This is a genomic window from Mesoterricola silvestris (assembly GCF_030295405.1).
GTDB lineage: Bacteria > Acidobacteriota > Holophagae > Holophagales > Holophagaceae > Mesoterricola > Mesoterricola silvestris.
Map to the genome: position 1 here is coordinate 3,828,611 of NZ_AP027080.1, position 22,771 is coordinate 3,851,381.

The 22,771-nt window shown below is 69.4% G+C and carries 20 protein-coding genes; 9 read left to right on the forward strand and 11 right to left on the reverse strand.

The features are described from left to right. Positions 1-5 precede the first annotated feature (5 nt). From R2J76_RS16510 to R2J76_RS16520, 3 genes are all read left to right on the forward strand, one after another. Positions 6-3,284 carry an efflux RND transporter permease subunit gene (locus R2J76_RS16510; RefSeq protein ID WP_316412738.1) on the forward strand — a complete coding sequence of 1,093 codons (3,279 nt, stop codon included), beginning with the start codon at positions 6-8 and terminating at the stop codon, positions 3,282-3,284. A gap of 195 nt (positions 3,285-3,479) precedes the next feature. Continuing rightward, a complete protein-coding gene (locus R2J76_RS16515; protein WP_316412739.1) occupies positions 3,480-3,986 on the forward strand; it encodes a DUF4405 domain-containing protein in 507 nt (168 codons plus the stop codon). 606 nt (positions 3,987-4,592) lie between these two features. Next, positions 4,593-5,210, forward strand: coding sequence for a CPBP family intramembrane glutamic endopeptidase (locus R2J76_RS16520; RefSeq protein WP_316412740.1), 618 nt, complete (start codon positions 4,593-4,595; stop codon positions 5,208-5,210). Positions 5,211-5,514: 304 nt separating this feature from the next. Here R2J76_RS16520 and R2J76_RS16525 read toward each other — a convergent pair whose 3' ends face one another. From R2J76_RS16525 to amaB, 4 genes are all read right to left on the reverse strand, one after another. Then, positions 5,515-6,663, reverse strand: coding sequence for an HD domain-containing phosphohydrolase (locus R2J76_RS16525; RefSeq protein WP_316412741.1), 1,149 nt, complete (start codon positions 6,661-6,663; stop codon positions 5,515-5,517). A 1-nt stretch (position 6,664) separates the two neighbouring features. Further along, positions 6,665-7,015 carry a hypothetical protein gene (locus R2J76_RS16530; RefSeq protein WP_316412742.1) on the reverse strand — a complete coding sequence of 117 codons (351 nt, stop codon included), beginning with the start codon at positions 7,013-7,015 and terminating at the stop codon, positions 6,665-6,667. A gap of 85 nt (positions 7,016-7,100) precedes the next feature. Then, positions 7,101-7,715, reverse strand: coding sequence for a response regulator transcription factor (locus tag R2J76_RS16535; RefSeq protein WP_316412743.1), 615 nt, complete (start codon positions 7,713-7,715; stop codon positions 7,101-7,103). Between the two features lie 63 nt (positions 7,716-7,778). Continuing rightward, entirely contained in the window at positions 7,779-9,305 is a 1,527-nt protein-coding gene (gene amaB / locus R2J76_RS16540; RefSeq protein WP_316412744.1) for an L-piperidine-6-carboxylate dehydrogenase, read from the reverse strand. Between the two features lie 91 nt (positions 9,306-9,396). On the opposite strand from amaB, the gene R2J76_RS16545 reads away from it, so the two are divergent. Together R2J76_RS16545 and R2J76_RS16550 are read left to right on the forward strand one after the other, a co-directional pair. After that, a complete protein-coding gene (locus R2J76_RS16545) occupies positions 9,397-10,290 on the forward strand; it encodes a LysR family transcriptional regulator (protein WP_316412745.1) in 894 nt (297 codons plus the stop codon). Positions 10,291-10,335: 45 nt separating this feature from the next. Continuing rightward, positions 10,336-11,340, forward strand: a complete 1,005-nt coding sequence (locus tag R2J76_RS16550) for a GAF domain-containing protein (protein ID WP_316412746.1) — start codon at positions 10,336-10,338, stop codon at positions 11,338-11,340. Positions 11,341-11,644: 304 nt separating this feature from the next. On the opposite strand, the gene R2J76_RS16555 is transcribed toward R2J76_RS16550, so the two are convergent. From R2J76_RS16555 to R2J76_RS16570, 4 genes are read right to left on the reverse strand one after another with little or no spacing between them, the layout of a single operon-like run. Next, the gene (locus tag R2J76_RS16555; protein ID WP_316412747.1) at positions 11,645-12,862 is read right to left on the reverse strand and encodes an aminotransferase class V-fold PLP-dependent enzyme; all 1,218 of its coding nucleotides are present in this window, start codon (positions 12,860-12,862) and stop codon (positions 11,645-11,647) included. Next, positions 12,859-14,157 carry a (Fe-S)-binding protein gene (locus R2J76_RS16560; RefSeq protein ID WP_316412748.1) on the reverse strand — a complete coding sequence of 433 codons (1,299 nt, stop codon included), beginning with the start codon at positions 14,155-14,157 and terminating at the stop codon, positions 12,859-12,861. Before R2J76_RS16560 ends, R2J76_RS16555 begins: the two co-directional genes overlap by 4 nt. A 10-nt stretch (positions 14,158-14,167) precedes the next feature. Next, a complete protein-coding gene (locus R2J76_RS16565; RefSeq protein WP_316412749.1) occupies positions 14,168-14,731 on the reverse strand; it encodes a hypothetical protein in 564 nt (187 codons plus the stop codon). A 1-nt stretch (position 14,732) separates the two neighbouring features. Next, positions 14,733-15,053, reverse strand: coding sequence for a TusE/DsrC/DsvC family sulfur relay protein (locus tag R2J76_RS16570; protein WP_316412750.1), 321 nt, complete (start codon positions 15,051-15,053; stop codon positions 14,733-14,735). 51 nt (positions 15,054-15,104) lie between these two features. Between R2J76_RS16570 and R2J76_RS16575 the strand changes: the two genes are divergently transcribed. The 4 genes from R2J76_RS16575 to R2J76_RS16590 all read left to right on the forward strand — a co-directional run bounded on the left by R2J76_RS16575 (position 15,105) and on the right by R2J76_RS16590 (position 18,468). Further along, entirely contained in the window at positions 15,105-16,454 is a 1,350-nt protein-coding gene (locus R2J76_RS16575; protein ID WP_316412751.1) for an aminotransferase-like domain-containing protein, read from the forward strand. 115 nt (positions 16,455-16,569) lie between these two features. Continuing rightward, entirely contained in the window at positions 16,570-16,902 is a 333-nt protein-coding gene (locus R2J76_RS16580; protein WP_316412752.1) for a hypothetical protein, read from the forward strand. Then, on the forward strand, positions 16,902-17,744 hold the full coding sequence (locus R2J76_RS16585) for a DUF692 domain-containing protein (RefSeq protein ID WP_316412753.1): 843 nt from the start codon (positions 16,902-16,904) through the stop codon (positions 17,742-17,744). The genes R2J76_RS16580 and R2J76_RS16585 overlap by 1 nt, the downstream gene beginning before the upstream one ends. Further along, positions 17,737-18,468 (forward strand): HvfC family peptide modification chaperone, encoded by a 732-nt coding sequence (locus R2J76_RS16590; RefSeq protein ID WP_316412754.1) that lies wholly within the window; start codon positions 17,737-17,739, stop codon positions 18,466-18,468. The genes R2J76_RS16585 and R2J76_RS16590 overlap by 8 nt, the downstream gene beginning before the upstream one ends. Positions 18,469-18,483: 15 nt before the next feature. Here R2J76_RS16590 and R2J76_RS16595 read toward each other — a convergent pair whose 3' ends face one another. The 3 genes from R2J76_RS16595 to asnB all read right to left on the reverse strand — a co-directional run bounded on the left by R2J76_RS16595 (position 18,484) and on the right by asnB (position 22,752). Beyond that, a complete protein-coding gene (locus R2J76_RS16595) occupies positions 18,484-19,710 on the reverse strand; it encodes an ABC transporter permease (protein ID WP_316412755.1) in 1,227 nt (408 codons plus the stop codon). Positions 19,711-19,717: 7 nt separating this feature from the next. Continuing rightward, complete coding sequence (locus R2J76_RS16600; RefSeq protein WP_316412756.1) at positions 19,718-20,932, reverse strand: efflux RND transporter periplasmic adaptor subunit; 1,215 nt, start codon at positions 20,930-20,932, stop codon at positions 19,718-19,720. Positions 20,933-21,063: 131 nt separating this feature from the next. Continuing rightward, on the reverse strand, positions 21,064-22,752 hold the full coding sequence (gene asnB / locus R2J76_RS16605; RefSeq protein ID WP_316412757.1) for an asparagine synthase B: 1,689 nt from the start codon (positions 22,750-22,752) through the stop codon (positions 21,064-21,066). Positions 22,753-22,771: the final 19 nt, after the last annotated feature.

A 22,771-nucleotide genomic window follows, 5' to 3' on the forward strand; every position in this document is an offset into this window, starting at 1 on the left:
CGGCCATGATCCAGCGAATCATCCGGTTCTCCGCGGAGAACAAGTTCCTGGTGCTGGCGGCGGGCATCATCGCCCTGGTGCTCTCCTTCTGGGCCATGCGCACCATTCCCCTGGACGCCCTGCCGGACCTCAGCGACACCCAGGTCATCGTCTACTCCAAGTGGGACCGGAGCCCGGACCAGGTGGAGGACCAGGTCACCTACCCCATCGTCACCAGCCTCCTGGGGGCCCCCAAGGTCAAGGCCGTGCGGGGGCTGTCGGACTTCGGCTTCAGCTACGTGTACGTCATCTTCGAGGACGGCACCGACATCTACTGGGCCCGCTCCCGGGTCCTGGAATACCTCAGCAAGATCACCGCCAGCCTGCCCCAGGGCGTCAAGACCGAGCTGGGGCCGGACGCCACGGCCGTGGGCTGGGTCTACCAGTACGCCCTGGTGGACAAGAGCGGCAAGCACAGCACCGACGAGCTGCGGTCCACCCAGGACTGGTTCATGCGCTACGCCCTGCAGGCCGTGCCCGGCGTGGCCGAGGTGGCCACCGTGGGCGGCCAGGCCCGCCAGTTCCAGGTGGCCCTCAATCCCAACAAGATGGCCACCTACCGCATCACCATCGACAAGGTCATCGCCGCGGTGAAGGCCGCCAACAACGAGGGCGGCGGGCGCCTGGTGGAGTTCAGCGGGCGCGAGTACATGGTGCGCGGCCGCGGCTACGCCCGGACCGCCCAGGACCTGGAAGGCGCCGTGCTCAAGGCCGAGGGGGGAACCCCCGTGCGCCTTTCCGACGTGGCCACCGTTAGCCTGGGCCCCGAGATGCGCCGGGGCCTCGCGGACCTGGACGGCCACGGCGACGTGGTGGGGGGCATCGTCGTCATGCGCCAGGGCGAGAACGCCCTGGACGTCATCCGGCGGGTGAAGACCAAGCTCGACGAGCTCAAGCCCTCCCTCCCCGCCGGCGTGGAGGTGGTTTCCGTCTACGACCGCGCCACCCTCATCGAGAAGGCCATCGCCACAGTCAAGGACAAGCTGGTGGAGGAGATGATCGTCGTTTCGATCATCATCCTCATCTTCCTCTGGCACATCCCCTCGGCCATCGTGCCCATCGTCACCATCCCCCTGAGCGTGGCCCTGGCCTTCATCCCCATGCTGATCATGGGCCAGAACGCCAACCTCATGTCCCTGGCCGGCATCGCCATCTCCATCGGCGTCCTGGTGGACGGGGCCATCGTGGAGGTGGAGAACGCCTACAAGAAGCTCGAGCACTGGGTGAGCGGGGGCCGCATCGGCGACTTCCACAAGGTGCGCCTGGAGGCGCTCCTGGAGGTGGGTCCCAGCGTCTTCTTCTCGCTGCTGGTGATCGCCATCGCCTTCATGCCCGTGTTCACCCTGGTGGACCAGGAGGGGCGCCTCTTCCGGCCCCTGGCCTACTCCAAGAACCTGGCCATGGCCATCGCGGCCATCCTGGCCCTCACGGTGGACCCGGCCCTGCGCATGCTCTTCGCGCGGATGGATCCCTTCACCTTCAGGCCCAAGTGGCTGTCCTGGGCCGCCACCCAGACCCTCGTGGGCACCTACTACCCCGAGGAGAGGCACCCCGTGAGCCGCTTCCTCCACCGCATCTACGAGCCGCCCTGCCGCTTCGTCCTGCGCCACGCCAAGGCCACCATCGCCGTCGCCGTGTTCATGATCGTGGCCACCATCCCCGTGTTCCTGCGCCTGGGCTCGGAATTCATGCCCCGCCTGGGGGAGGGCACCCTCCTCTACATGCCCTCCACCCTGCCCGGACTCAGCCAGACCGAGGCCCAGCGCATCCTCCAGGTGCAGGACCGCCTCATCCGCACCGTCCCCGAGGTTGAACGGGTCTTCGGCAAGGCGGGCCGCGCCGACACCGCCACGGACCCCGCCCCCTTCTCCATGATGGAGACGGTGATCCAGCTCAAGCCCGAGGAGCAGTGGCGCGAAACGAAGCGCTGGTACTCCTCCTGGGCCCCCAACTGGGCCAAGTCCGTGCTCCGCGCCTTCTGGCGCGACCGCATCACCGAGGAGGACATCGTGGCCGACCTGGACCGCGCCGTGCGCCTCCCGGCCATCCCCAACGCCTGGACCATGCCCATCAAGGCCCGCATCGACATGCTCTCCACGGGCATCCGCACCCCCGTGGGCCTCAAGGTCAACGGGGCGGACCTGAAGGTCATCCAGCGGATCGCCGTGGAGGCCGAGGGCATCCTCCGCAACGTGCCGGGCACCCGCAGCGCCCTGGCCGAGCGCACCGCGGAGGGCTACTTCCTGGACTTCGAGCTCAAGCGGGACCAGCTGGCCCGCTACGGCCTGAGCGTCGAGGAGGCCAACATGATGGTCATGACCGCCATCGGCGGCGACAACCAGACCACCATCTTCGACGGCCGGGCCCGGTACCCCGTGAACGTGCGCTACGCCCGGGACTACCGCGAGAACCCCGCCGCCCTGGGCCGGGTCCTGGTGCCCCTGCCCAACGGCTCCGCGGTTCCCATGGAGGCCATCGCCGACATCAAGCTGGTGCTGGGCCCCGGCATGATCCGGGACGAGAACGCCCTCCTCAACGGCTACGTGCTGGTGGACTTCGACACCTCCAAGACCGACGTGGGCACCTACGTGAAGAACGCCAAGGCCGCCATCGAGAAGGAGCTCAAGCTTCCCGCCGGCTACAGCCTGGACTGGAGCGGCCAGTTCGAGAACATGATCCGGGTGAAGGAGCGCCTGAAGCTCATCGTCCCCATCACCCTGGTCCTCATCTTCGGCCTGCTCTACGCCAACACCAAGAGCGCCTTCAAGGCCTCCCTGGTGATGATGGCCGTGCCCTTCTCGGCCATCGGCGCCTTCTGGCTCATGTGGATCCTGGGCTACAACACCTCCATCGCCGTGTGGGTGGGCCTCATCGCCCTCCTGGGACTGGATGCCGAGACGGGCGTCTTCATGCTGCTCTTCCTGGACCTCTCCCACGAGGAGGCCCGCAAGGCCGGGCGCCTGAACACCACCGGCGACCTGGTGGAGGCCATCATCCACGGCGCCGTCAAGCGCGTGCGCCCCAAGGCCATGACCGTCTTCGCCGCCTTCATCGGCCTGCTGCCCATCATGTGGTCCACGGGCACGGGCGCCGACGTCATGAAGCGCATCGCCGCGCCCATGGTGGGGGGCCTGGCCACAAGCTTCATCCTGGAGCTGCTGGTGTACCCCGCGGTCTACTACCTGTGGAAGCGCCGCGAAGTGGCCGAAGGCCCCGAGACCCTGCAGGGCCCGGCCACCTCCTGAGCCCGGGCCCCGCGTCCAGGCCCGCCTCCGGATGCGCCCCCCGGCGCACCCGGAGGCGCCCCGGGCGGAAACCGTTCGATGTCGGTTTCGTGCCGTTCGGAGTCCCGCACCTGCGACCCGGCCCCCGCCCCGGGGCCGGGACCGCGTCCGGAGCGACACTGGGGACGCGGGGCACCCCGCTTCCTGGAGTTCCAGATGTCCCTCAAGTCCTTCGCCACCCCCCTGACCATCGCCTCCTTCATCACCTCGGCCGCCACGGGCCTCCTCATGTTCTTCGGCGTCAAGGCCGGCCTGGTCGTGCCCGTCCATGAATGGGTGAGCATCCTGTTCGTGGCCGGCGGCATCCTGCACGTCGTGGCCAACGGAAGGGCCACCCTCGCCCACCTCCGCCGCCCCGTGGGCGCCACCCTGGCCTGCGTGTGCACCGTGGTCGCCGTGGCCGCCGTCCTCCCCTCCCGCGGCGGCGCCAACCCCCACCACGTCCTCCGCCAGTCCATGGACGCGCTCCTGGACACCGATATCCAGGGCGTCGCCGCCCTCACGAAGCGCCCGGAACGGGAGGTGAAGGAGGGCCTCGCGAGGGCCGGCTTCACCGCCCCGGACGGCGCCGCCTCCCTCCGCGCCATCGCCAAGGCCAGCGGCCGCCCCCCCCTGGAACTCCTCGCCGCGGCCCTGCCCGAGGCGAGGCCCGAAGGGAGGTAGCGGGGCGGTCCGGGGACGCGCGACATCCATCCCTCTTCATCCCAGACATCACTGTTCATCCCTGTTCCGCAGGGCCAGGGCCTGGATGGGTCGGCGAATGCGGGTAATGCGCGCGCCGACCCAAGCCGTCGCCGGCCCTGCGTAACAGGGATGAACAGTGATGTCTGGGATGAAGGAGATGGGGCCTACGGATCCCCGGCGAAGACAGGAGGTTTTGTTGCCACTTCCTAGGCTGAGGGTGGTGCCTCCGAAGTGTCTGATGCTTTGACTGCGGGTTGGTTGCCGGGCCAATACATGATGTCCAGCTCCGCGCGGCCTTTCCCGGAAACCCGCTGAGAACCCCAAAAACGAACCGTGACCCTATTGACACAAACCACCGTTTTAAACATCATTCAAATATTGCTTGCACTAAGTTGTGATGATTTTTTATAATTATCGTATCAACTTTATATAAAAATTTGAAACTCATTCAGGCAAGTGGCACCTTTTGAATAATCCATGGATAACAACGTGCATATTGGAGAGATTGCCTCTGGGAATCAAAGCGTGTCCCCGACAGCGGTGAGGCCGTCCTTGCGGCCCTTGGCCTATTTTCTTCTATGTACGATGGGCCAGATATCGTTCATCGCCGGCCTCACGCTGCTGGTGCCCCGGCTGGTTCACTCCACGGCCTTCGATTCCTTCAACGCGATGGGCCTGCTTCTGGGGCTCTGGGCCGCCATCCGCCTGGCGGGAGCGCCGGCCGTGCGGTTCAATCCGCCCCGGGCATGGCTGTCCTATGCCCTCCTGTCCTTGGTTGGCGGGCTTCTGCTCTCCTTCCTGGACCTCAAGGCCCTGGGCGCTTGGGAGAATCCTGCGCTCACCGGGAATTACGCCCTCCTGCACGCATCCATCCAGGCCCATGACCCCATGGGGACGAGCCTGCTGATCCTTCCCCCGTGCCTTTTCTACCCGATCCTGGAGGAGAGCCTCTTCCGGGGAATGCTGTACCAGGCCTTCCTGCGGGCCGGGAGGAGCCGCGCCGCCTCGGTCGCGCTGGGAAGCGGCCTCTTCGCCCTGATGCATCTGACCGGCGGGCTCGAGGCCGTGGCGGTTCTCGATATCTTCGTCCTGGGCGTCATCCTGTCCCAGCTGACGCTCAGATCCAGAAGCCTGGTGCCCGCCATCCTGATGCACGCATCCTTCAATGCCCTGGCGGTGGCCGTCCGGACGAGGCTGCTCTAGGGTGGGTCGGCAAGCCCTAGGTCATGAATCGCCAGGTTGTTCTCGGTGAACTGGCTCCAGCTGCGACCTGACGTTAATTATCCTGATCTTTCCCCTGGATCCCGTTTATCCCCGTTTGAACTTCGCAGGGAGTTGTCGGGACCTTTGGGTCAAGGACGTCGAGTAATTTGCACTCCGACCCACCTCTGCCTCAGCCCTGCGGAAACCGGGATGAACACCGATCAATGGGATGAACCGGGATCCGCTCAACCTGGAAAAGCCCCTTGATCACGGTTTCAAGGCACCTGGGGTTTACCGACACGCCCTAGCCTTCCACCATCACCGGCTCCACCCGCCTCCCCAGGGACGCCACGCTGCGCAGCCTCTCCAGGTGGATCTGCGCCAGCCGGGTCCCCGCGGCCAGGACCAGGGCGCCCTCCGGCGTGCACAGGTCCTCCAGCAGGCACATGCCGGGTTCCAGGGCCCGCACGGTCACGGCCCTCCGGCCACGCTGGAGGCCCTCCGCCGCGGCGGGGGCTTCCAGGAGCTCCTCCAGCGCCCCCAGCACCCGGGGATCGTAGAGGCCCCTTTCCAGCTTGAGCTTCTCCAGCACCACCCGCTTCGATCCGCGCAGCCGCAGCCCCTCCAGGAAATCCGTCAGAACCCTCAGGATCCGCGATTCCAGGGGGATCTCCTCCCCGCGGACCCCGTCCTCGGGATACCCGGCGCCGTCGAAGTTCTTGGCGGCGTACCGGATGATCCGGGCCACGGGCTGGAGGCGGGGGATGTTCCCCACGATGCGGGCGGCGCTTTCGGGGACCCGGCCGTGGATGGCCTGCTCCGACGGGGTGAGGGGCTCGGACCAGTTCAGCTTGGACTGGATGGGCAGGGGCAGCGCCATGCGCCCCACCGGGGCCAGCAGGGCCGCCAGGCCCAGGTCCCAGGGGGACGGGATGCCCAGCTTCCCGGCGATCCGCAGGGCGTAGGCGCGCGTCTCCTGGGCCAGGCCGAAGGCCTTGGGATCGAACACCGAAAGCAGGTCCACCAGCACCTGCACGCTGCCGGCGAGGGTCTCCTCCAGGAGGACCCGACTGGAGCAGAGCAGGTCGTGCTGGCGCACCCCCGCCTCCAGCACCGCCGCCACCGCCATCGTGTCGCAGGGCTTGGTGAGGAAGCGGAAGACGTTCCCTCCGTTCAGGGCCTCCACCGCGGTGAGCTGGTCCTCCTGGCCCGTGAGCATGATCCGGATGGAATCCGGGGACAGGGTCTGGATCTCCTGGAGCAGCTCCACGCCGTCCATTCCGGGCATGCGCATGTCGCAGACGACGACCGCGAAGGGAGGCGAATCCAGGACGAGGTCCAGCGCCTCGTGGCCCGAGGACGCCACGGTCACCTCGTACAGGCCCCGGAACGTCCGTTCCATGGCTCTCAGGTGGAGGGGGTTGTCGTCCACGAACAGGACCCTGGCCGGCATGTCATTCCCCCTTTCCGGGATTCACGGCGTGCATGGCCGCCACGATCCGCGTGACCGTGGCCAGGCCTTCCATGGATTCGGCCAGGACCTTGGGCAGCTCGTCCTGGAGGAAGGGCAGGTCCAGCTCCTCCTCCACCCGCCGCAGCCGCTCCGCGACCTCCGGAGGGTAGGCCCCCATGGCGCCGTGGTGGGCCTCCAGGACCCGGGCCAGGCGGTGGCACCCATGCTGCAGGAAGCTCAGGTTGAGGCCCAGGTACTGGAGCGGCGTCTGCACCTCCTGGAGGAAGTCCCCCATCAGCCGGAGGCTTGCCTCGGGGTGATCCGGCGGATTCGGTCTTTCGGGCTCGGCCATGTGCCTCCAGGTTCCGGGCCCGGCGAGGGCCCTCCCTGCACAAAACCTACGCCCGCGGCCAGGCCCGGACCATAGAGTGGATTACCTACACGAGGTGGGCCTTGATGGCCAGGCGCGCCAGGGCCGTGGCGTTGTGCAGGTCCAGCTTGCGCATGAGGTTGGTGCGGTGCACGTCCACGGTGCGGGGGCTGATCCCCAGGGCGCCGGCGATCTCCTTGGTGACCAGGCCGCGGCCGATGTGGATGAGCACCTCGGTCTCGCGTTCCGTGAGGAGCCCCGCCAGCTGCTCCCGGGAGAGCCTGGCCTCGTGGGACAGAAGCGGGACCATCTCCTTTCGCCGGAGCCGGCCGCCGATGGCGGCGAGGAGCTCCGAGGGGGTGAAGGGCTTGGTGAGGTAGTCGTCGGCCCCGGCGATCATTCCCGCCCTCATGCTCTCCCGGTCATCCAGGCCGGTCATGAAGATCACCGTGGTGTCCGTGAGGAGAGGATCGGCCCGCACCTCGGCCAGGAGGGCCATGCCGTCCATTCCCGGCATGCGGATATCCGTCACCAGCACGTCGAAGGGCTGGAGCCGCAACTGCTCCAGGGCCTCCAGGCCCGAGCGGGAAAGCATGACCTCCCACTCCGGCTGCTCCAGCCTGAAGGAGCGCTGGAGGGCCAGGAGCAGGATGGGCTCATCGTCGACGATCAGGATTCGCATGGGGCTCGGGGGAGAGTTGAATTCCCCAAGGATACGCAGGAACCCCCGCCGCCCGCCAGAGGGTCAGATTTCCAGGGTGATGCCCTGGGCCAGTTCCACCTTCCCGCTGAAATTGATGGCGGTCGTCTGCCTGCGCATGTAGGCCTTCCACGCGTCGGACCCGCTTTCGCGGCCGCCCCCGGTCTCCTTCTCCCCCCCGAAGGCGCCGCCGATCTCGGCGCCGCTGGTGCCGGTGTTCACGTTGGCGATGCCGCAGTCGCTGCCGGCGGCGGAAAGGAAGAGTTCGGATTCGCGCATGTCGTTGGTGATGATGGCGCTGGAAAGGCCCTGGGGGACGTCGTTCTGGATGGCGATGGCCTCCTCGATGGTCTCGTACCGGGTGAGGTACAGCACCGGGGCGAAGGTCTCCTCCCGGGTCATGGGCAGGCCCGCGGGCACTTCGGCCAGGCAGGGGGTGATGTAGCACCCTCCGGGAAGGGGAAGGGGCTCCCCGCCGGCGAGGATGGTGCCGCCCTGGGCCTTGATGGTCTCGATGGCCTCCAGCATGGTGCCGATGGCCCCGGCGTCCACCAGGGGGCCCATGAGGTTCGCGCCGTCCCGGGGGTCGCCGATGCGGGTCCGGGCGTACATCTCCTTGAGGCGGCCCACGAAGGCGTCGTAGATGGAGGCGTGGACGATGACGCGCCGGGTGGAGGTGCAGCGCTGGCCCGAGGTGCCGATGGCGCCGAAGTACACCGAGGTGAGGGCCGTTTCCATGTCGCCCTTCTCGCTGACGATCACCGCGCCGTTGCCGCCCAGCTCCAGGATGTGCCGGCCGAAGCGTTCCTGCACCAGCTTGCCCACGTGGCGTCCGCCGGGGACCGAGCCCGTGTAGGACACCAGGGCCACCCGGGGGTCCGTGTTGATCAGGTCGCCGATGTCGCTGCCCTTGCCGATGGCGAGGCTGCAAATGGCGGGGTCGTATCCGAACTTGAGCAGGACGCGCTCGGCGATGCGGGTGCAGGCGATGGCGGTGAGGGGCGTCTTGCTGGAAGGCTTCCACAGCACCGTGTCCCCGCACACCAGGGCGATGGCCGTGTTCCAGCTCCACACCGCCACGGGGAAGTTGAAGGCGGTGATGACGCCCACCACGCCCAGGGGATGCCACTGCTCCTGCAGGCGGTGCATGCGGCGCTCGCTGGGCATGGTCAGGCCGTAGAGCTGCCGGGACAGGCCCACCGCCAGGTCGCAGATATCGATCATCTCCTGCACCTCGCCCAGGCCCTCCCGCAGGGTCTTGCCCATTTCCAGGGTCACCAGCTCGGCCAGGTCCTCCTTGTGGCGGCGCAGCTCGTCGCCCAGTTCCTTCACCACCTCGCCGCGCTTGGGGGCGGGCACCAGGCGCCAGGACTTCCAGGCCTCGTGGGTGCGGGCCAGCACCGCGTCGAATTCCGCCTGGGTGATGTTGGTGACCTCCGCCAGGGTGGCGCCGTCCACGGGGGAGACCACCGCCTGCTTCCGGCCGCTGCCCAGCCATTCCCCGTTGAACCCGCCCGGGTTGTGCTCCGCGATGCCGAGTTTTCCCAGGACCTTTTCCATGGCGTTCTGCATTCTCTTCACCTCTGGCCCCGATTATGACGCCCCCTGATACTGACACTCAAAATCATACTATTCACGTCAACTATGAGTACAATTCATGGATATGGCAAACAACCTTGACCTGTATCAATTGAGGGCCTTCCACGCCCTGGGCACCACGGGCAATTTCACCCGGGCCGCCCGGAAGCTGAACCTCACCCAGTCCGCCATCAGCCACGCCGTGGCCAAGCTGGAGGCCGGCGCCGGCGCGCTCCTGGTGGACCGCCGGAACCGGGAGCCGCGCCTGACCGAGGAGGGGCGCCACCTCTTCCGGGCCTGCGAGGAGGTTTTCGCCACCCTGGAAGCCGCCGCGGAGGGCCTGGGCCTGGCGACGGCGGGGGGGCGGCTCCGCCTGGGCGCCACGGTGGAATTCGGCAGCAGCATCCTCATGCGCCACATGGGCCCCTTCCTGGCCGGGCACCCGGACCTGGACCTGGACTTCACCCTCGCCCACGACCTCCTCACGCCCCTCCTGCGGGACGACCTGGACATCGCCATCGATTGCCGGGAGCACCTCCTGCCCGATCTCCAGAAGGTGCCCTGGTTCATCGAGACCTACGTGGTGGCCGCCTCCCCGGCCTTCCTGGCCGCCGGGGGGATCGCCTCCCCCCGGGACCTCTCCGCCCGCCCGGTGCTCTCCCTGGACAAGCCCGGCGCCTGGTGGCACCGGTTCCTCCTGGCCCTGCCCGAGGAGGGGCGGCCCGAGTTCCACCGGATCATCGAGGTGAACCACATCCGCGCCATGATCAACGCCGCGGTGGAGGGGATGGGCGTGCTGCTCGCCCCCACGTACAGCGTCCTGGGTGAACTGGAGCGGGGCGCCCTCCAGGCGGTCCTGCCCGGCATCCGGCCTCGGGAGGACCGGTTCTTCATCTACCAGAAGAAGCGCCGCGCGGCCCTGGCCCGGCACCGCCTCCTCACGGACTACCTCCGGACGCTCACGCCGCCAGAATTCTAGCCGCGGGGGAAGGCCGACCCTACCCCGGGCGGATATAATCGAAGCATGAACAAGTCGAGGAAGAACGCCTCCGCCGCCAAAGCAGGCGCCAAGTCCCGGCGCCCCATGCACCTGGATGCCCTCCGGGAGCTCGTGGAGCCCGGGATCCCCGATGCCACCGAACTCTTCGAGAAGGGCCTCAAGCTGCTGGTTTCCCAGCTCATGGTGGACCGCGCCGTCATCGTGCGCATCACCGACCTGGGCTACGAGACCCTCTGGTGGGCCACCCTCGACGGCTCCGACCTGGATCTCTCCACCTTCGACCCCAACAAGAACTTCTGCCCCCAGGTCCTGGAGCACGCGCCCCGCACGCTGGTGATCCACGACGCCAAGGAGGACACCGAACTCAAGGGGCACCCCGCCTACCAGGACATGGCCGTGCGCTCCTACATCGGGGTGCCCCTGCGCAAGGGCGACAAGGTCATCGGCGTGCTGAGCGTCCAGAGCTCCACCCCCCAGAAGTACACCCGCGCCGACATCATCTTCGTGAGCATGGTGGCCAACCTCCTGGGCAGCGCCATGGAGATCGAGCTGCTCAAGCAGGAGCTCCACATGACCCGGGAGGCCCTGGACCTCACCATGTCCGTGGTGGAGGACAGCGCCCTGGAGGCCCAGGCGACGCGCCTCCCCAGCCGCCGCTACCTGGACATCTGGCTCAAGGCCTACCTCTTCATGGCCCGCAGGCGCTCCGAGCCCATGGCCCTCGTGGCCTGGCGGACCCCGCTCAACCGGGACACCCGCAAGGCCCTGCGGGAAATCTCCGACCAGGCCCGGGGCGAGGACCTGCTGGTGGACATGGGCCGGGATACCTTCCTCCTCCTGCTGCCCCGCACCTCCCTGGACGGCGCCGAATTCCTGGTCCAGAGGGTGCGCGCCAAGTTCGGCCCCGTCGCCGTGGGCACCGCCCTCTGGGACCCCGCCGACCCCGCCGACCGCGACGACTTCACGATCCGCGAGGCCCTGCGAAGGGTGATGGACGGCCTGAACCCCGCGCCGGGGGCCCTGGCCTAGGCGCCTGCCCCGACGTTCCGACTCACCGCTCCCGCGGATTTCCGATAGGCAAACGCCGCAGGATGGCCTGAGGGTGATCCCCTCCCTCATCCCCTTCATCCCCTTCATCCCTTTCATCCGCTATTCATCCCCGTTCCCGCAGGGCCAGCGATGAGATGGGGCAGCGCGTCGTTGATCTGCATGCGCCGACCCATCCCAGCTCTGGCCCTGCGGGAACGGGGATGAATAACGGATGAAAGGGATGAAGGGGATCAGCGATCGAACTCTGCCCGACCCCGGTTTTGGAGTGGATCCGAACCTTGACTTAGCGCTTGCGCTTCCGCTGCATCTCCGCGATCTCGCCCACGGCGGCCACGGCGGCCGCGATGTGCTCGGGGGTGTTGAAGGGCCCGATGCCGAAGCGGGCCGCCCCGTGGAGCTTGTCGGTGCCCAGGTGCTCGTGGACCATGGGGGTGCAGTGCAGGCCGGTGCGGCAGGCGATGTTGTAGTCCACGTCCAGCATGGTGCCGGTGTCGGCGGCCTCCATACCGTCCACGTTGAAGCTGAGGACGCTGATGCGCTCCTTGCCGGTGTCCTCCTGGCAGTAGAGGGTCACGCCCTCGATGGCCTTCATGCCGTCCCGCAGCTGGCGCCAGAGCTCCATCTCGTGGCGGTGGATGGCCCCCAGCCCGTGGCGGTTCACCCAGTTGACGCCGGCGTTGAGGCCCGCGATGCCAGGAAGGTTGGGCGTGCCGTATTCCATGCGCCAGGGGTACTCGTCCAGGTGGTTGCGCTGGGCGCTGCGCACCCCGGTGCCGCCGGCGCGGGTGTGCTTGATGTCCACGCCTTCGCGCACGTACATCCCGCCGATGCCCATGGGGCCCATCAGGCTCTTGTGGCCGGTGAAGCAGATGATGTCGGCGCCCAGCTCGTCCAGCTTCACGGGCACCATGCCCGCGGTCTGGCTCACGTCCAGGATGAACAGGATGCCCCGCTCCTTGCAGGCGCGCCCCACCGCCGCGGCGTCCTGGACGGTGCCGATCACGTTGCTGCCGTGGTTCATCACCACCGCGCGGGTGCCCTTCATCATCCGGGCGATGATCTTGTCCGGATCCACGTAGCCGTCGTCCTCGAAGTCCACCCAGTCCACCTGGGTGCCGGCCTCCTGCAGGTGCCAGAGGGGGCGCAGGGTGGCGTTGTGCTCCAGGTGGGTGGTGATGACGTGGTCCCCTTCGCTGATGGTGCCGAAGATCGCCAGGTTGAGGGCGTCGGTGGAGTTGTAGCCGAAGACGAGCCGGTTGGGGTCGGTGCCGCCGAAGAAGGCCGTGAGCAGCTTGCGGGTGGAATCCAGCAGGGTGCCCGCCTCGATGCAGAGGTCGAAGCCGCTCCGGCCCGGGTTCACGCCGTAGGTGCGGTAGAAGGTGTCCATGAACTCGTACACTTCCGGCGGCTTGGGGAAGGACGTGGCCCCGTTGTCGAGGTACATCAGGCCCCCGGCGGGGGTGTGGGCCTGGAAGGGGGAGAGGGTTCCGGTCTGGGTCATGGTTCACCTGTGGGGGGTTCGGTCACGAGGGCATCGGCCACCATCTCGGCGACCGTCTTGATCTGGACGTTGAGCTTGTATTCCTTGTTGATTTCCGAAAGCTGGTCGATGCAGTTGTGGCAGGGCGCCACCACGACCTTCGCGCCGGAATCCTTGATCTGCTTGGCTTTCATGCCGCCGGAGCGCATGCGGCGCTCCTTGTAGGCGCCCATGGCCAGCTGGCCCCCGCCGCCGCCGCAGCAGAAGTTCTCCGCGCGGTTCGGGGTCATCTCCTGGAAGAAGGACGTGGTCCTGTCCAGGATGCGCCGCTGGGGCTCGGCGAGGCCGCCGTGGCGCACCAGATTGCAGGGGTCGTGAAGGGTCACGGGCAGGGTGTGCCGGCAGGGATCCACCTGGATGCGCCCCTCCTCCAGGTACTCGTCCATCACCTCCAGGAAGCTGCGCACCTGGAAGGGGAAGGTCCCCTGGAGCCACTCGGGCCCCTCCCACCGGGCGCTGGCGAAGCCGTGGCCGCATTCGCCGATGACCAGCGTCTCGCAGCCCAGGCGGGCCATGGCGTCCACCAGGTTCCGGGTGATCGCCCCGGCCTCCTTGTCGTTGCAGTTGAACAGGCCGTAGTTGGTGAGGTCCCACCCGTCCGAGGCCAGGGTCCAGTCCTCCTTGGCGGCCCAGAACACCTTCGCGCTGGCCTGCAGGGAGAGGGGGAAGAACTTGGGCTCCCTTGGATTCACGGTGAAGAGGATCTTCGCGCCCTGGCGGTCCATGGGCATTTCTGCCAGGGGATCGCCGGTCTCGGCGCGGAGCTCGTCCTGCAGCCAGTCCACGGTCTCCAGCCAGTCCTCCCGCGTGATGGCCATGTTGTTGCCGTGGCGCAGGGAATTGTCCACAGTGGCCTGCAGGTCCGCGGGCACCATGCCCATGGCCGTGAGGGCCGCCCGGGCCGCCTTGAAGGCCCGGGGCAGGTTGATGCCCACGGTGCAGTTCAGGGAGCACCGCCCGCAGAGGGAACAGCGGCCGTAGACCGCGTCCAGCCACGCCTTGGCCATGCCCTCGTCCAGGGCATGGCCCTGGAGCCCCAGCTTGCCCATGGCCGTGAAGTGGCGCCGGAACACCTGGGCCACCAGATCGAGCTTGCGGGCCGGGACGTTCTCCAGGTGCGGATCCATGCGGTAGTAGTGGCAACTCTCGGCGCAGAGGCCGCAGTGCACGCAGGCGCTCAGGTGGGCGGCGTCCGCCTCGCCGAGCCGGGCGCGGAACACCTCGAGGCCCTTCCGGATATCGATGGTTTCGGGCATGGACGCGCTCCTAGGCCGCGGGGGGGAAGGTGCCCCGGCGCCCGAAGAAGGCCCCGAGATGGTACCGGCTGAGGAAGAAGAAGACGCAGTGGCGGATCTTGCCCAGGGGGATGTAGACCAGCAGGGCCGCGCAGGCCCAGGGCAGGATGCGCTCCGCGGCCGGGACCGCCGCGGTGGCCGCGAAGGCGGTCGCCAGCAGGTTGGACGCGAAGTCGTCCGCGTTGGACAGCCCCCGCAGGTGGGGCTTGGCGATGCGCTTGACGAGGAGGGCGCAGCCCGCCGCCGCGCCCAGGAGGGCCAGGGCCGACAGGAGCCGGGACGGCACGAGGACCCGCGCGAAGGCCGCCGCGATGCCCAGGTGGTAGGCGATGCCGGCGGCGTAGGAGGCGGGGTTCATGCGCACGCTCTCCTTCGCCCAGGGCAGCATGGCCCCGGTGAAGGCGTAGCGCGCGCCGGCGGCGGGGCTCCCCGCGGCCGGGGCGAACAGCGGCTTGCGGCCGTAGGCCCGGGCCCGCAGCACCTGCGCGGCCAGAAGGAGGGCGCACCAGGCCCCGGCGACGAGGACGGCGTTCATGCTACACGCAGCCGTCGGGCTTGGGCAGGCCCGCGAGTTTGCAGGCGCCCCGGGCCGGGCCGCTGGGGAAGAGCTCGTAGATCTGCTTGAGGGGCACCCCGGAACCCTTGCACACCTGGCGCACCATGGGCGCCGCCTCGTTCTCCAGGAAGTGGGCCCGGATGAACCGGATCACCGCCCAGTGCTGGTCGCCCAGCGCCTCGAGGCCCTCCTCCTGCCGGGCCAGGGCCAGGGCGAGATCCTCGTCCCAGACCCCGGGGTCCACCAGGAAGCCCTCCTCGTTCAGCTCCACTTCCGATCCCTTGCACGTCACACTGGCCATGGCCTGTCCTCCGGGTTCCATTTTGTGTGCACGTGTCGCATGATTGTGTGCATGACAATGTGGGTACCTCAACTCCCCGCCTCGGACCAGCCCGCCTACCTCGCCATCGCCGACGCCATCGGGGACGCCATCCGCCTGGGTCACCTCCGCCCCGGGGACCAGCTCCCCACCCACCGGCTCCTGGCCGACCTCCTGGGCGTGAACGTGAGCACCGTGAGCCGCGCGTACCGCGAAGCCGCCCGCAGGCGCTACCTGGGGGGCGAGGTGGGCCGGGGCACCTACGTGCTGGGCGTGGCCTCGGAGGCCGCGCTGTTCGCCCTGCACCAGAAGCCCCTGGGCGGGGTCATCGACCTTTCCGCCAACATCCCCCCGGTGGCCGCCAGCGACCCCGACCTGGAGACGGCCCTGCGGCGCCTGGACTCCGGGGCCGTGGCCCGGCTCCTGCACTACCCGGGGGCCGGGGACACCCTGGTGCACCTGGACGCCGTCTCCCGCTGGGTGAAGCGGCGCTCGGTGGAGGCCGGACCCGAGGACCTGCTGGTGTGCGCCGGCGCCCAGCACGCCATGGACACCGCCATCTCCCTTTTCCCGGACGCGGAGGAGATCGCCTGCGAGAGCCTGGTCTACCCCGGGCTCAAGGCCGCGGCCCGCCACTGGAAGCGCCGCCTTCACGCCCTCGCCATGGACGGGGACGGCATCCTCCCCAGCGCCTTCGAGGGCGCGTGCCGGGCCGGGATCCGGCTCGCGGTGTTCTCCCCCACCCTCCACAATCCCACCACCGTCACCATGGGCCTGGACCGGCGCCGGACCCTCATGGCCATCGCCCGGAAGTGGGACGTCCTGGTCATCGAGGAGGACGTGTACGGCCTGCTCCGGGAGGACGCCCCCCCCGCCCTGGCGGCCCTGGCCCCCGAACGGGTGGTCTACCTCACGGGCCTTTCCAAGACCGTGGCCCCCGGGCTGCGCCTGGGCTACCTGGCCTTCCCTCCGGGGCAGCGGGCCCGCATGCGCGACGCCGAACACCACACCAGCTGGTACGTCTCGCCCCTGGCCATGGCCCTGGCCACCCGCTGGATGGAGGACGGCACCGCCTGGCGGCGCCTCCTGGCCCAGCGCAAGGAACTCGCCGCGCGCCACCGCATCGCCCGGGAACACCTGGGGGACCTGGCCTGGCGGGGGGAGCCCCACTGCCCCCACCTGTGGCTCACGCTCCCCCCGGGGGGCTCCGCCGCCTTCACCCAGGCCGCCGCCGCCGCCGGGGTCGTGGTGGTGCCCGCGGGGGTCTTCGCGTCGGGGCGCCAGAACCCCGACGGCGTGCGCATCTCCCTGGGGGCCGCCACGGACCGGGCCGCGCTGGCCGACGCCCTTTCCCGGCTGGCCTCCCTGGGGGGGCGGCCCTGAGGCGACGATCTTCCTTGTCACGGGAGGGGGCCTGGGCGCACCCTATTTCCCAGCGGATGAATCCGGGTCTCAACGCCCCATGCCGGGCCGGCGGATCCCCCCGCAAGGAGGCATCATGATCACCAGACTCATCGAGGCAGCCACCCTCTTCGGCGCCGGCGCCGTCCTCCTCACGGGGAACCCCGCCATCGCCGCCACCCGGGTCGACCCCCAGGGCTCGGGCGCAGCGGTCTCCATGGCCGGGTCCTGCGGCTCCGACGCCAAGAAGGACGACGCCGCCAAGGACAAGAAGGCCGCCGGCGCCAAGGCCAAGAAGGAGGGCTCCTGCGGCAAGGACAAGAAGGCCAAGAAGGACGGCTCCTGCGGCAAGGACGGATCCTGCGGCAAGGACGGGTCCTGCGGCAAGGACAAGAAGGACAAGAAGGATCCGGCCCCGGCCAAGCCCTGATGGATCCGGCCCCCTTCACCGGCATCGGCCTGGGCCTGCGGCGGCCCCACATGGAAGCCGCGGCCCGGGGCGAGGCCCGGGGGGTTCCCTTCTGGGAGGCCTGCCCGGAGAACCTCATCGGGGAGGGGGGCCGCCACCACCGGTGGGCCATGGCCGTGCTGGAGCGGGACCCGGTCCTCACCCACGGCCTCGCCCTTTCCGTGGGGGGGTTCGATGCCTGGGACGGGGACTACCTGCGCGAACTGGGGACCTTCCTCACGGCCACCGGCACCCCCTGGCACTCCGAGCACCTGTGCTTCACCCGGGTGGACGGCCATTGCCTCCACGACCTGTTCCCCCTGCCCTTCACCCGGGAGGCGGCGCGGCACGCCATCGCCCGGGTGCGGGACCTGCAGGCGCGCCTCCCGGTGCCCCTGATCCTGGAGAACATCACCTACTACGCCCCCCTGGGCCGGGGGGAGATGGAGGAGGCCCAGTTCATCGCGGAAGTGCTGGAAGGCGCCGACGCGGGGTGGCTCCTGGACATCAACAACGTCTACGTGAACGCCCTGAACTTCGGGTTCGACCCCCGGGAATGGCTGGCCTCCATGCCCCTGCACCGGGTGGTCCAGATGCACATCGCCGGCCACCGGAGGATCGGGACCCTCACGGTGGACACCCACGGCGCCCCGGTCATCGGGCCCGTGGCCGAGCTCATGGCCTGGACCCTCCAGCGCATCGGCAGGCGGGTCCCCGTCCTCCTGGAGCGGGACAGCCACATCCCGGAGCTGGCGGAACTCCTGGCGGAGCGCGGGGCGCTCCAGGCCGTCTACGACGCGGCCCTGGGGCCGGTCCATGCCTGAGTCCCGGACCCTGCGCCTCCAGCGCTCCCTGGCGGCCCTGGTGCTGGACGCCGAACCTCCGGTTTCCGAGACCTTCGACGGCTTCCGGGAGGCGCTCCTGGCCTACCGGGACCTGGCCCGGCCCAGCCTCGTGGATCCCCTGGAGTCCATGTTCCCCGTCACCCTGGCCCTGCTGGGGGAGGAGGGGGCCTGGACCCCCTGCGTCGACGCCTTCCTGGAAGCCCGCTGCGTGCCCAGCGGCCATCACCGGGACATCGCCCCGGCCTTCCTGGGCTGGCTGGCGCGCACCGGCTGGGGCCGGGACCGGTGGCCCTTCCTGCTGGAGCTGGTCCACTGGGAGCTGCTGGAAACCCTGGTGTACCGCTTCGAGGACGCGCCGGCGCCCGGGGGCCTGGAGCCCCGGCCCGGCCTGGAATCCCGGGTGGTGCTGGATCCGGCGACGCGCCTGGTCTCCTACGCCCACGCCGTGCACCGGGCCACGGAGGCCGCGCCCCGCCCGGAGCCCGGCCCCGTCCACCTCCTGGCCCACCGGGACCCGGAGGGCCTCTTCGAAGTCCTGGAACTCACCCCCGCCACGGCCCACCTGCTCACCGAAGGCGCCTCCCGGCCCATCGGGGCGGTGCTGGGGGACCTGGGCATCCCGGACCCCGCGCCCGCCCTGGCCTTCCTGGCCAATCTCAGGGCGGCCGGCGCCCTCGCGGGGTTCGCGCCCCGGGAAGGCTGAGGGGAACGCCGCGGGCTATTCGTACCTCAGCGCGTCGATCACGTCCAGCCGGGAGGCCTTGAGGGCCGGCAGGAACCCGGCCAGCACCCCCACCGTCCCGCTGAAGCCCAGGCCCAGGGCCACCGCCCAGGTCTCCATCACCGCCGGGGTGGAGGTGGCGCTGCGCAGGATCCACAGAGTCCCCCCGGCCAGGGCGATGCCGATGGCCCCGCCCAGCACGGACATCACCACGGCCTCGGTGAGGAACTGCAGCAGGATCGTGCGGCGCAGGGCCCCGATGGCCCTGCGCACGCCGATCTCCCGGGTGCGCTCCGTGACCGACACCAGCATGATGTTGGAGATGCCGATGCCCCCCACCACCAGGGAGATGGCCGCCGCCAGGGCCAGGAAGAGGGTCAGCACATCGGCCTGCTGGCCCATCATCTTCACCAGGTCGTCCTGCTTGCGGATGGTGAAGGGGGACTCGTCCCTGTCGGCCACGCGCAGGCGCTGCCTCAGCAGGGCGGTGATCTCGCCTTCGGCCAGCTGGGCCCGGCCCTCCTGGGCGCTCACCAGCAGGTTGGAGATGCGGTCCCGGCCCATGAGCTTGTGCATGACCGTGGTGTAGGGGGCGACGATGACGTCGTCCTGGTCGCCCATCATGCCGGCGCCCTTGGAGGCCAGGAGCCCCACGATCTCGAAGGGCAGCTTGCCGATGCGGATGACCTGCCCGATGGGGTCCTCCCCGCCCGGGAAGAGGTTCTTCACGACCGTGGTGCCCACCACGCACACCTTGGCCTGGCCCTTCACCTCGCCCTTCGTGAAGACCCGCCCGTCCTTGAGGGTCCATCCCTGGATGCGCGCGAAGCCCTCGCCCGCGCCCTGGACGCTGGTGAGGTAGTTGAAGCTCTGGAACACCGCCGCCTGGGAGGTGCGCACCTGGGGGGTCGCGGCCACCACGCTGGTGGAGGCCAGCTCCTGCTCGATGAGGGCGGCGTCCTCCTCCCGCAGCACCTCCACGCCCCCCGCGGCCATGGGTCCCATGCGGCTGTTGGCGGAGCTGCCGCCGTTGAAGATGATGAGGGTGTTGGAGCCCATGTTCTGGATCACGGCCAGGGTGGCCTGCTTGGAGCCCGTGCCGATGCCGATCATCACGATGACCGATCCCACGCCGATGATGATGCCCAGCATCGTGAGGATGGCCCGGGAGAGATTGCGGGCGAGGGATGCCAGGGCCAGGCGGAACAGCTCGCGGAGGTCCATGGCGGCCTCAGCGGGGGGGAGGCCCGGCGGGACCTCCCAGGGGCGAGGCCTTGGCGGGAGCCGCCGCGGCGGCGGCGTCCCCCGAGCCGGCGAGGATCGTCATGCCCTCCCGGATGCCCTCCCCGGCGATCTCGGAGAACTGGCTTCCGGCGGTGCCCACCTTGACCGGGATCGCCCGGGGGGCGCCGTTCTCCAGGACCCAGACCCGGTCGCCCCCGGGGGCGGCATGCCCCCCGGGGTTGAAGCGCAGGGCGGCGTTGGGCACCCGCAGCACGTTGTTGCGGGCCGACGTGAGGATGGCCACGTTGGCCGTCATGCCCGGGAAGAGCGCCATCTCGCCGCGGTAGACGCGGCTTCCGGCGGGGGCGTAGCGCCCCGTGGCCGGGGCCTTGGCGGGCTGGCCCGCGGCGGCGGGCCGGGGCACGTTGGCCACCTCCATCACCACCGAGTAGGTCACCACGTTGCTGGATACGGTGGGATTGAGCTGCACCTCGCTCACCGAGCCCCGGAAGGACATGCCCGGGTAGCTGTCCACCGTGAAGGTCACCTCCTGCCCGGCCTGGATGGATCCGATATCGGCCTCGTCGATGGCCGCCGTCACCTTCATGCGGGAGAGATCGTTGGCGATGGAGAAGAGGCTGGGGGTGCTGAAGCTGGCCGCCACGGTCTGGCCCACGTCCACCACCCGCGACACCACCACCCCGTCCACGGGCGCCGTGATGGTGCAGTAGCCCAGGTTGATCCGCGCCTTCCGCAGGGCGGCCTGGGCCGATTCCAGGTTGCCCAGGGCGGTCTCGTACGCGTTGACCTTGGCGTCCAGGTCGGCGGCGGAAAGGAGCTTCTCCGCGGCCAGGCGGCGGTTGCGGTCCAGGTCGTCCTTGGCCAGGACGCAGGCGGCCTTGGCCTTGCGCAGGGAGGCCAGGGCGTCCGCCACCACCGTCTCGTTCACGGTGGCGTCGATGCGGGCCACCACCTGGCCCTTCCTGACGATGCTGTTGAAGTCCGCGAGGAGGCTGGTCACCACCCCCGACACCTGGGTGCCCACGGACACCTGGGTCAGGGCGTTCACGGTGCCCGTGGCCGTCACCCGCCGGCTCACGTCGCCCCGCTCCACCCGGGCGAAGCGCCAGGATGCGGGCGCCTTGGGCCGGATGGCCACCCAGGCGGCGCAGCCCGCCAGGGCGAGGGCGACGGGGATTCCCAGAAGGACGGCAGGTCTCATGGCGGATTCCAAGGAGCGGGGGGTGCGGGTCCGGCTTCCTGAGAATAGACGCGCGGGGCCCGCGGCCGTTCAGTGCCGCCGCCCAACCGCCTGGATCCGCCGCCGGATCGCGCCCCCTCCCCGCCGTATGTTCAGTAGGCCTGGTCGTGCACCCCCGCCACGGCCCGCCCCGAGGGATCGGCCCGGTCCTTGAACGAGGGGTCCCAGGCCAGGGCGGCCGGGGTGGAGCAGGCCACGCTGGCCTCGAAGGGCACGCAGTTCACGGCGGTGGCCATGGGGTAGTGGGATTCGAAGAGCTGCCGGTAGAGGTAGGCCTCCTTGGTGAGCGGGGTCTTCACCGGGAAGCGCACCCCGGCCCCCCGCATCATGCCGTCGCTGACCTCCGCCTCGGCGTGGGCCTTGAGGGCGTTGATCCAGCCGTAGCCGACGCCGTCGGAGAACTGCTCCTTCTGGCGCCACAGCACCTCGTCGGGGATCCAGCCGTCGAAGGCCTGGCGCAGCAGATGCTTCTCGATGTTGCGGGGGGTGTTGCGGGGCATCTTGAGGGAGGGGTCGATGTTCATGGCCACGTCCAGGAACTCCCGGTCCAGGAAGGGCACCCGGGCCTCCACGCTCCAGGCGGCGGCGGACTTGTTGGCCCGGAGGCAGTCGTAGAGGTGCAGCTTCGAGAGCTTGGTCACCGTCTCCTGGTGCAGGGCCGGCCCCGACGGGGCCTTGTGGAAGTAGAGGTAGCCCCCGAAGATCTCGTCGGCGCCCTCCCCGCTCAGGACCATCTTGATGCCCATGGCGCGGATCTTGCGCATCATGAGGAACATGGGCGTGGAGGCCCGGATGGTGGTGATGTCGAAGGTCTCCAGGTGGTAGATCACGTCCGACAGCGCGTCCAGGCCCTCCTGGACGGTGAAGTGGATCTCGTGGTGGATGGCGCCGATGTGCTCGGCGACCCGGCGCGCCGGGGCGAGGTCCGGGGCGTCCTTGAGGCCCACGGCGAAGGAGTGGATGCGGGGCCACCAGGCCGGGCCGCGGTCGTCCTCCTCCACCCGGTTCTCCCGGTAGCGCGCGGCGATGGCCGCGATGATGGAGGAATCCACCCCGCCCGAGATGAGGAGCCCGTACGGCACGTCGCACATGAGCTGCCGGTGCACGGCCTCCGTGAGGGCCTTGCGCAGCGCCTCGGCGTCGTAGGGCCTCGACGGCACGAAGCCGGGCTCGGCCCACTTCGGCTCGTAGTAGCGCTGGAACCCCTTCTCCTTCTGGTGCCCCTGGTAGTAGCACCCCGCCGGGAACTCCTGGATCCGCTCGCAGTGCCCGGCCAGGGCCTTGAGCTCGGAGGCCACGTACAGGTGCTCCTGCCGGTCCCAGCCCAGGTAGAGGGGCACCACGCCGATGGGGTCCCGGGCGATGAGGTAGGTGCCGTTGCGCGGGTCGTAGAGCACGAACGCGAAGATCCCGTTCATGGCGTTGAGGAAGGCCTTGGGCGACGCCTCGTCGTAGAGGTAGAGGATCACCTCGCAGTCGGACCGGGTCTGGAAGTCGTGGGGCTCCCGCAGCCCCTTGCGCAGCTCGGCGTGGTTGTAGATCTCGCCGTTGACCGTCAGGAGGTTGCCCGTGAGGGTGTCCACCAGCGGCTGGGCCCCGTGCTCCACGTCCACGATGGAAAGCCGCTCGTGGGCGAGGATGGCGTGCTCGTCGCTGAAGATCCCGCTCCAGTCGGGCCCCCGGTGCCTGAGCTTGCGGGCCATGGAGAGGGCCTGCCTGCGCAGCTCCCCGGAATTGGACCGGGCGGGATCAATGTCGAGGATGGCCAGGATGCCGCACATGGTGGTTCCTTTCATGGAG